Source organism: Streptomyces sp. NBC_01233, assembly GCF_035989305.1.
Taxonomy (GTDB): Bacteria; Actinomycetota; Actinomycetes; order Streptomycetales; family Streptomycetaceae; genus Streptomyces.
The window spans coordinates 9,490,555-9,500,916 of sequence record NZ_CP108514.1 but is presented as its reverse complement, the minus strand read 5'-3'; the positions used below and the strand labels follow the sequence as shown (position 1 = coordinate 9,500,916).

Annotated in this window: 1 protein-coding gene and 1 pseudogene; both read right to left on the bottom strand. The window is 74.6% G+C overall.

The window, feature by feature from the left end:
- Positions 1-104 precede the first annotated feature (104 nt).
- Positions 105-3,719: pseudogene (locus OG332_RS43850) on the bottom strand (SDR family NAD(P)-dependent oxidoreductase); the annotation flags it as partial.
- Between the two features lie 56 nt (positions 3,720-3,775).
- Positions 3,776-9,922 (bottom strand): beta-ketoacyl synthase N-terminal-like domain-containing protein, encoded by a 6,147-nt coding sequence (locus tag OG332_RS43845; RefSeq protein WP_327418675.1) that lies wholly within the window; start codon positions 9,920-9,922, stop codon positions 3,776-3,778.
- Positions 9,923-10,362: the final 440 nt, after the last annotated feature.

Genomic DNA, 10,362 nt, shown 5'->3' with positions numbered 1-10,362 from the left:
GCCCGCGGAGTCCCAGTCGATGCTCGTGTTGGCCGGGTCGGCGTGCAGGGAAGGGAGGGGACCAGGGTGCGGTGGCGAAGCTGGAGGAGGATCTTGGTCAGCCCGGCGATGCCCGCGGCCGACTCCAGGTGGCCGATGCCGGACTTCACCGAGCCGAGCCGGCTCCGCGCGTCGCCGTAGGCCTGGGAGAGGGCCGCGATCTCGATGGGGTCGCCGAGGGAGGTGCCCGTGCCGTGCGCCTCGATGTAGCCGACGGAGGCGGGTTCCACGCCCGCCTTGCCCAGGGCCCGGCGCACCACGTCGGCCTGCGCCGCGGGGTTCGGTACGAAGAAGCCCCCGGCGCGCCCGCCGTGGTTGACGGCGCTGCCCTTGATCACCGCGAGGACCCGGTCGCCGTCCTCCAGGGCGCGGGCGAGCGGCTTGAGCACGACGACCCCGACGCCCTCGCCGGGTACGTAGCCGTCCCCGTCGGCGCCGAAGGCGCGGCACCGGCCGTCGGAGGAGACGAAGCCGACCTGGCTCAGGTGCAGGTACTTGTACGGATGGACGATCAGGTTCACACCGCCCGCCAGCGCCAGCTCGCTGTCCCCGGACCGCAGGCTCTCGCAGGCGAGGTGCAGCGCGGTCAGGGACGAGGAGCACATGGTGTCCAGGGCCAGGCTGGGGCCGCGCAGGTCGAGGAAGGCGGAGACGCGGTTGGCCACGGCGGAGGAGAAGGACGTCGGCAGTACGGGCAGCCGGTCCTCTGCGCCCAGGCCGAGCATCTGGTACTGGTTGAACATCACTCCGGCGAAGACGCCCACCATGCGGCCGGCCACGTCGGCGCGGGTGAGCCCCGCGGACTCCAGGGCGTGCCAGGAGGTCTGGAGGAACAGCCGCTCCTGCGGGTCCATCCCCGCGGCCTCGCGCGGGGTGATCCGGAAGAAGCCGGGGTCGAACTCGTCGATGCCCTCCAGGAATCCGCCCCACTTGCTGTACGAGTGGCCGGGCGCCCGGTCGGGCCGGTAGAAGCCGTCCGAGGTCCAGCGGTCCGCCGGGATCTCGGTGACGCAGTCCCGCCCGGCGCTGAGGTTGCTCCAGAACCGGTCGAGGTCCTCGGCCATGGGGTAGCGGCCGGCGACGCCGATCACCGCGACGTCCCGGTCGTCGGCCTCCGGTGTGCCGTGGTTCCCCCCGGGCCGGGGGGCGGCGGGGGTCGCGGTGCGGGTGGTGCCGGTGGGGGTGGTGCCGGTGGAGACGGCGTCGGCGGGGGTGAGGCCCAGGGCTTCGCGGGCCCGTTCCGGGTCGCCGTGGAGCACGACCAGCTCGGTGCCGGACAGGGCGAGGGCCCGCTCGAACACGTCCAGGCCCGCCGTGGTCGGCAGCGGGGCCTGGCCCTGCCGGGCGAACAGGGCTTCGGCGGCGGCGTCCGTGCGCATGCCGCCCTCGGCCCACAGCGGCCAGGCGAGGGAGAGCAGGCCGCGGTCGCGGGCGTAGGCGTCCAGGAACGCGTTCGCGGCCGCGTAGTCGCTCTGCCCCGCGTTGCCCGCGACTGCGGTCACCGAGGAGAAGAGGGCGAAGAAGTCGAGGTCCAGGTGGCGGGTCGCCTCGTCCAGCAGCACGGCTCCGCGCACCTTGGGCGCGAGGACCGCCGCGAGGTCCATGGCGGGCTTGGTGGTGAACAGGCCGTCGCGCAGGACGCCGGCCGCGTGAACGACACCGTCCAGCCGGCCGTGCCGTTCGAGGATGCCGCTGATCAGGGCGTCGACCTCGGCGGGCACCGTGATGTCGGCGCGGACGTAGGAGTCCTCCGGTCCCGGGCGCGGTGTGCGTCCCACGAGGACGGCCGTGGCTCCGCGCGCGGTCATCCGGGCGGCGAGTTCCCGGCCGATGCCGCCCGCGCCGCCGGTGATCAGGTAGACGCCGCCGGGCCGGAGGGCGACCTCGGGGGCGGGGCCGGGGTCGGCGTCGCGGTAGCGGCGGACGTGACGGCCGCCGGGGGTGTGCCGTACCCAGGACTCCCCGTGGTCCGCGAGCTCCGCGAGCAGGGCGTCCGTGTCGGCGGGGCCCTCGCACTCGACGGCGGTGATGGCGAGGCGCGGCTGCTCCAGGCGTACCGTACGGGCCAGTCCGGCCACGGCGGCGGCGACGGGGGCCGGGCCCACGTGCACGACGGGGACCGGGCGGTCGGCGAGGACCTGGGCCAGGGCGAGCACCTCGCCGCAGGCGGACCGTACGGCCTCGGGGAGGTCGGCGGCGTCCTGGTCCGCGACGTGCAGGACCGCTTCCGGGACCGTGCCGAGTCCGGCGAGGTCGGCGAGGAGCAGCCTCAGGTCCCCGGTCTCGGCGGGGCGCAGCTCGTAGGTGTGGGGGGCGACCCGGCGGAAGGCGGGACCGCGCCGAACGGTGATCTGGTCGGTCCGCACCCGCTCGTCGCCGATGACCAGAAGGGGTCCGGCGGCCGGTGCGGGGGGGCGCGGCGCCGCCTGCCACAGGCCGGTCAGGCAGTGGGTCCGGGCGGGCGTGTCCGCCGCCGGGGCGGCGGCGGCCGGGCGGGCGGGCCGTTCGGCGGGCAGCAGTCCGGCGAGGTGAGCGGCGACCGCGTCGACGGTCGGGTACTCGAACAGCAGGGTCGGGTAGAGCGCGATGTCCCAGTGCTCCTCGAAGAGCCGGACCAGGGTGAGGAGTTGGGAGGAGTCCAGGCCGAGGTCGTAGAAGCCCCGGTCGCCCTCCACCACCAGTGCGGGGTCGGCGACCGCCCGGCGGACCAGCTCGACCACCTCGGCGCGGATGTCCACCGGTCCGCCGTCGGCGCGGACCGGGTCCGCGGGGCCTTCCGGTTGCGCGGGGACGGCCGGGGCCGCGGCGCGCGGGGCCGGCTCCGTCCGCTCGGCGGCGAGCCGGGTGATCGCCGCGGCGGAGCGGACGCGCTTGAAGGTCAGGTCCGTGAACCGGGCAGCCAACGCGCCCGATCCGTCGCGCAGTTCGATGTCGGCCTTCACCACGTCGTCCCCGGCACCGGGCCCGGCCGGGTGCATGCGCAGGTCGACGGTGCAGGCGTCCCCGAGGGTGCGGGCGGCGCGGAAGGAGCCGATGTGCAGGGGGATGAGGGGGCGTCCGTCCGCGTCCGCCCCGTCGAAGGCGAGCGCGTACGACTGCATGGTCGAGCCGTCCAGCAGGGCGGGGTGCAGCAGGAAGTCCCCCACCGTGCTCCGCGCCTCGTCACCGAGGGCGATCTCGGCACGCACCCGGTCCGCCGTCGCCTGCAGGGTTCCCGCGCAGCGCATGAACGCCCGGTGCTCGATGCCGGCCGACCGGCCGGTGGCGTAGACCTCGCCGACGTCGCGCGGGGTGCCGGACGGTTGGAGTCCGGAAGCGCCGGTGAGCGGGGGCAGGTCGGTGCGCAGGGTGGCCCGGAGGTGGGTGGTCACGCTGTCGTCGACGGGCAGCCCGTCGCGGATCCGGCGGCTGGTCGCCGTCACCCGGAAGACGGCGCCGTCGGGTGCGATGTCGACGGTCAGCTCACGGTCGAACGAGTCCGTGGTGACCACCGGCTCGATGAACAGCACGTCGCTCAACTCGGTGCGGTCCAGGGGGACGTCGCGGGCGGCGAGCAGCCGGTAGACGATGTCGAGGAAGGTGACACCCGGCAGGGTTCGCACCCCGTGCACCCGGTGGTCGTCGACGATCGGGTTGTCCCGCTTCAGGTGCAGGGCACAGCGAACGGACCTTCGGTCCACGTGTTCTCTCCTGGTGGTCGGCGATGCGGGGGCGTGTCGGGCCCGGCCGCGCCGGGTTACGGGAAGGTCAGGTCGAGCCGGGCCGAGCGGACCGGCGCGGCGGCCGGCCCGGGCGCGGCGGGCAGGCGCCAGAATCTGCTGCGCCGGTAGGCGGGCTTGGGCAGCGCCGGCCGTCCGGGCTCCCCGGGGGTGCCGGGGCCCAGCAGGACGTGGGCGTTGGTGCCTCCGAAGCCGAAGGCGCTGACGCCCACCCGGCTCCCGGCCGGCAGGTCCGTGACCCGGGTGACGGGGAAGAAGGGCGAGTCGGCGAACGCGAAGCGCGGGTTCGGCCGGTCGCAGTGCAGCGTGGGCACGAGCCGGCCGTGCCGCAGGATCTGTACCGCCTTGATGAATCCGGCGACGCCCGCGGCGCTGAGCAGGTGTCCCATCGAGCTCTTGACGCTGCCGATGCCGCAGTAGCCGCGGTCCTCGGTGTGGGTCCGGTGCACGGCGGTCAGGGCCTGGAGCTCGATCGGGTCGCCGATCATCGTGCCGGTGCCGTGGGCCTCGACGTAGCCGACGGTACGGGCATCGGCCCCGGCGCGCGTCAATACGTCGGAGATCAGCGCGCGTTGGGCGCGGCCGCTCGGCGTGGTGTGCCCCATGGTCCGGCCGTCGTTGTTGACGCCCGAGGACTCGATCACGGCCAGCACCCGGTCCCCGTCGCGCAGGGCGTCGTCGAGGCGCTTGAGCAGCACCATCCCGGCGCCCTCGCCCGGCACGAGGCCGTCGGCGGACTCGTCGAAGGTACGGCAACGCCCGGTGGGCGACAGCGCCTTGCCGGCACTGAGCATGAGGTAGGGCTCCTCGTCGAACAGCAGGTCCACGCCTCCGGCCAGGGCCATCGACGACTCCCCCGCCGCCAGGCTCCGGGCGGCCAGGTGGATGGTCACCAGCGACGAGGAACACGCGCTGTCGACCACGAGGTTCGGCCCCGTCAGGTCCAGGAAGTGCGAGATGTGGGCGGCGACGAAGTTCTGGTTGACGCCGGCGATGTAGGGCCGCTCGGGGGGCTGCAGGTGCGCGCGGTGGTTGCCCGTGCGCGTGCCGACGAAGACGCCGACCGCCCCTCCCCGTACCTCGTCCTCGCGGTACCCGGCGTCCCGCAGGCATTCCACGGACACCTCCAGCGCCTTGCGCGCCAGCGGGTCCAGGTGGCGTGCCGCCTCGGCGTCGAATCCGAAGAACTCCGGGTCGAACAGGGCGGCGTCGTCCAGGAATCCGCCCCATTTGCTCTGGCTGCGTCCCGGTCCGCCGTCCGGGCTGTAGAAGGAGGCCACGTCCCAGCGGTCGGCCGGCACCTCGGTGACGAGGTCGCGGCCCGCCAGCAGTGCCTCCCAGAACTGCGCCGGGTCGGCTGCGCCCGGCAGGCGGCAGCCCATCCCGATCACGGCGATGGGCGTCGGCCGCCCGTCCGGGGAAGCGGTCCGGGGCTGCGTCCGTGCGTGGGGTTCGGCCTGGGCCGGGGACGGCTGCGTCTGCGCCGCGGGGGCGGGCGGGCCGGCGGGCTCGGGCACGAGGTCCGCAGGGGGTGCTCCGAGCGCGGCGGCGAGGCCGCCGAGCGTCGGGTGCTCCTGGAGGAAGCTCGGATCGACCGGGTGGCCGAGGATCCCCTCGAGGTCGCGCACCAGTTCGGCCATCAGCAGCGAGTCCACGCCGATGTCACCGAGCAGGGTGTCGGTACCCAGCAGGCCGGGGTCGACCTTGGTGGTGCGGGCCACGACGGCGTACAGCCAGTCCGGCGCCGCCGCCGTGGCGGACTCCCCGTACGATGCGGTCGCGGCCGGTGTGGTCGCGGCCGGTGTGGTCGCGGCCGGTGTGGTCGCGGCCGGTGTGGTCGCGGCCGGTGTGGTCGCGGCCGGTGTGGTCGCGGTCCGTACCGCCACGGCCTGTGCGGTCGCGGCCGGCAGCGCCGGGCCCGCAACGACGGTGCCGGGAACTGCTCCCGGTACGGCGACGGCCTCGGCGGAGGTCTGTCCGGGGCGCGGCTCCGCGGTGCGCCGCGGTGCCAGGAACAGCTCGTCGGCGGCCACGGCGGCGCGCTCCACCCGGCAGGGCAGGGACACGGGGTCGCCGGGCACCCGCAGGGCGAGGTCGAGCAGTTCCAGGGCGTCGTCGGCGGCGAGGTCGGGGATGCCGAGCCCGCCGCTCGCGCTCGTACGCTCCAGCCCCATGCCCACGCCCCGCCACAGGGGCCAGCGCAGGGCGCGCACCACGCACCCGGAGGCGCCGGTGTCGTGGGCGGCGGCGAAGTCGTCGAGCACGCCGTTCGCCGCCGCGTAGTCCAGGTGGCCCGCGGCGAGGGACGGCAGCGCTCCGGCCACGGAGGAGAACAGCACCATGAGCCGGGGCGGTGTGGCTCCGAAGGCCGACCACAGCACCCGCAGCCCGTCGGTCTTGGGCCGCAGTACCTCGGAGATCTCCTCGGGCGTACGGGACAGGAAGGACGTGGGCGGGTCCATCACCCCCGCGCAGTGGAAGACGGCGTCGATCCCGCCGGCCTGCTTCCTGACCCGGCCGATCAGCCGGCGCAGGGAGGCGACGTCCTCCAGGGCGTCGGTCCGTACGGTCAGCGTCACCCCGCGCTCGACGAGGGCGAGCAGCGCGGTGAGGCGGGCGCGCAGTGCCGGGTCCGTGGCGGGTGCGGCGACGAGGGCGGCCCACTGGTTGCGGACCGGCACCCGGGAACGGCCGACGAGCACGATGTGGCGGGCTCCCCGGTCGGCCAGGTGGGCCGCGAGGCGCAGGCCGATGCCGCCGAGGCCGCCGGTGATGAGCACCGCGCCGCGGTCGACGCCCGCGAGCAGGTCCTCGGCGGCCCGTGCCGGGGCGAAGGCGGCCACGGGCCGGCGGCGGCGCGTGCCCTCGTACCGGATCTCCGTCTCCCGGTCGACGGCAGCGGTCTCGGTCCGGACGGCGGCGGCGAGTTCGGCGGCGCCGCCGTCGACGCGGACGGTGCGGCCGTGGAGGGCCTGGAACTCGCCGGACAGGGAGCGGTAGAAGCCGGCGAGCGCGGAGCGTTCGGCGCCGCTGACGTGTACGCAGCGCAGCCCGACGCGGGGGTTCGAGATGAGCGTCCGCTGCAGCAGGGCGATGCGCTCGGTGACGAGGGTGCCGGGGGCGGACCAGTCGACGAGGTCGACGATCCCGCCGAGGCCGGCCAGATCGGGTAGGGGATCCCCGGGGACGTGCGCGACGGCGCGTTCCCCGAGCACCGTGCGGGCCAGTACCGGGTCGGTGGTGACCACCAGCAGCCGGCCGGTGTCGCCGGTGTCCGGCGCGGGTGCGTCCGCCCACTCGGTGGTGAGGAGTTCCGCGCCCGCGACGGGTGCCACCCAGTGCTGGTCGCGGCCGAAGGGGTAGGTCGGCAGCGACGCGGGCGGTGCGTCCGGGGCCGTCCAAGCCGGTCCCGCCCCTTCGGACTGCCCGTTCACGGGCGCGTTCGGCGGGGTGTCGAGTACCGAGGCGAGCCGCGCGGCGAGTTCGCCGAGGTCCGACGCCTCGACGGCGACGTGGTACGGCAGTGCCGCGCGCCCGGTGCGCAGGGTCCGCGCGATCGACGCGAGCGGAGGGGCGTCCGGTGAGCGGACCGCCTCCAGCAGACGGGCCACGGCCTCCCGCAGGGCCTGCGGGGTCCGGGCGGAGACGGGCACGACCACCGGAGCGGCCGTGGCGGGGGCCGCCGCCGCGCGGGGGCCTTCCTCCAGGACCACGTGCGCGTTGGTGCCGCCCATCCCGAAGGAGCTGACTCCGGCCCGCAGCGGCCCGCCGCCCGCGGGCGACTCCCATGCGCTGCGGTCGCGTTGGAGCCGCAACGGCGTACCGTCGATCTTGATCATCCGGTTCGGGCGGTTCAGGTTGCGCGCGGCCGGCAGCGTACGGTGCCGCATGGCCAAAATCACCTTGACCATGCCGGCGATTCCGGCGGCCGCCTCCAGGTGGCCGATGCTCGTCTTGACCGAGCCGACCGCGCAGTGCGGCTCGGCGGGCCGTGCGTGGCCCCACTGCGCGTAGAGCCGCTCGAACGCGGCGACCATGCCGGAGACTTCGATCGGGTCTCCCAGGCGCGTGCCGGTGCCGTGTGCCTCGATGTAGCCGACGGTGCGCGGGTCGACTCCCGCCTCGTTGTAGGCGGCGACGAGCAGGTCGGCCTGCGCGTCCGGGTTGGGGGCGGTGAAGGACTGGGCCTGCCCGCCGTGGTTGACGGCCACGCCGCGGATCACCGCGTGCACGCGGTCGCCGTCGGCCAGCGCCCGGTCCAGCGGCTTGAGCAGCAGGGCGGCGACGCCCTCGCCCCGTACGTATCCGTCCGCGTCCTCGTCGAAGGTGTGGCAGCGGCCGCGCGGACTCAGTACGCCGGTGCGCTGGTAGGCGTGTTGCCGGGCGGGGTCGCACAGGACGTTGACGCCGCCCGCGAACGCCTGGTCGCATGTGCCGGCGCGCAGCGCGGCGACGGCCTGTGCGACGGCGACCAGGGACGAGGAGCACAGGGTGTCCACGGCGACGCTGGGCCCGCGCAGGCCGAGGGCGTACGAGACGCGGTTGGCCACGAGGGAGGGTGAGACCGCGACACTCAGGTGCGGCTCGTCCCGCCCGGCGTGCCGGGCGATCAGCGCGGCGTAGTCGGAGTGGCACACGCCCGCGTAGACGCCGGTGCGGCTGCCGGTGAGCGAGGCCGGATCGCATCCGGCGTCCTCGGCCGTCGCCCACACGGTCTCCAGCAGCAGCCGCTGCTGGGGGTCCATCAAGGCGGCTTCACGGGGGCTGATGGAGAAGAACTCGTGGTCGAAGCCGCGTATGTCGTCGAGCAGGGCCGCCTTGGCGATCAGACCGGGATGGTCGGCCGCGTTCCAGCGGTCCGCGGGAACGTCGCGGACGGCGTCCTCGTCGCGGCCCAGGAGGTCCCACAGTTCGGGCACGCTCCCCGCGCCGGGGAACCGGCCGGCCATGCCGATCACGGCGATCGGCATGGCGGCGCCACTCGCCGCCGACGGTACGGCCGCGGCCGGATCCGGGCGTTCGCCGCGCAGGACGCGGGCCATGGCGGTGACCGTGAACGCCTGGAACAGGGTGCTGGGGTCGATCTCGCAGCCGATCTCGTCCTCGGCGCGTACGGCGGCCTCCGACAGGGACAGGCTGTCCAGTCCGCGCGGCCGCAGGTCGTCGTCCGCGGTCAGCGAGCCGGCGGGCTCCCCGAGCACGGTCTCCAGCAGGGCCAGGAGCCGGCTTTCGAGGTCGTCGGGCAGGGAAGCGCGCGGCGGCCGGGAAGAAGCGGCAGCGGGAGGAGAGGCGGAGCCGATCGCGACCGGGGCCGCGCCGTCGCCCGGGAGGGCCGCGAAGGCCTCGGGACGGACGAGCCGCTTGACGGTCTCCAGGCGGGCGAGCGTCCGGCCGTCGCGTTCCCGCAGGAGGGAGGAGATGAGGACCACCCGGTCCTCCGACTCCCGCCGGCACCCGTCCAGGCGGTAGCGCACGGCGTCGGCCAGGCCGCAGTTGCCGAGGTAGACGATGTCCCGGCTGACGGTGACGGCGTCGACGGCCCACTCGCCGCCGGGCACCACCGACCGCACGAACTTGCGCTCGCCGCGGTCGTTGATGTGCGGGTACGAGGCGAAGTAGAGCAGGCCCGCCGCGTTCACGTCCGCGAAGGGGTTCAGTTCATACGTGTCGGTGTAGAGGCCGGTGGCGCCGTCGGGCTCCACCCGGGTGAGGGCTCGGAACTCGCCCTGGAAGTCGCGGTGTTCCGCGCTCGCGTCCGCCACGGGACCCCGGCCTGCGTGCCGCGGGGTGCCGGGGACGAGCCAGTTGCCGGGGCCCCGGCGGACGAAGGAGGTCAGGAGCCGGACGTCGACCGACGTCGTGGGCGTGGCGAAGCGGATGTCGCTGACGAAGGCGTGCTCGTCGAGTCGGGCGAGCGTGCCGGTCAGTTCTCCCTCGTCGTGCTCGGTGAAGAAGCGGAGGGAGTCGGCCGCGGTGAGCCGGGCGCGGGTGAAGGCGGGCAGCAGCCGTTCGCCGCCGGCGTCGGCGAGTTCGGCGACCGGGAGGCCGAAGTGCTCGCCGATCAGCGACCAGTGGAGGTCGCCGGCTTCGCGTAACAGCCAGTTCTCGGAGAGGCCGCCGACGGAGAGTGCGGGAAGGCCGAGGACGATCCGGCGGGTCAGCATATGGGCACCCGCCCGGCCGAAGTACGCTCGGCGGCCGCTGCGGGCCGGCGTGCGCCCCGACCCGGATGCGACCACGACTGATGACAGCGCTGAATCATCCACATCCCCCGATGCATTTCCCTGAAGACCCTGTCTAGCACACCGACCGACGAAGTAGTTGACCATTGAAACTACTCCCGTAGGACTCTGTATAACACAGCAGCCACCAGGGTGGTTGACCATTGAAACTACCCCTCGGCTCGACCCCCCTCTCCGTCACCGGAATTCGAGGGCCGACGAGAATGCATCGTGGATGATCATGCCTGGTTACGCAAGTGGAGGGGTCGCTCGTGGCAGGAATTCCAGAGCCGGATCTCGGCATCCGGCATCCCGTACGGAAACCCGGGCCCACCTGGCCCGATAACCCGAACCCCGCGCCCCGCACGGGGCCGGGGCCAAAC

Excerpts from the sequence above, each read along its gene's own strand:
- OG332_RS43845 (WP_327418675.1), bottom strand. The coding sequence starts at position 9,922 with ATGCTGACCCGCCGGATCGTCCTCGGCCTTCCCGCACTCTCCGTCGGC.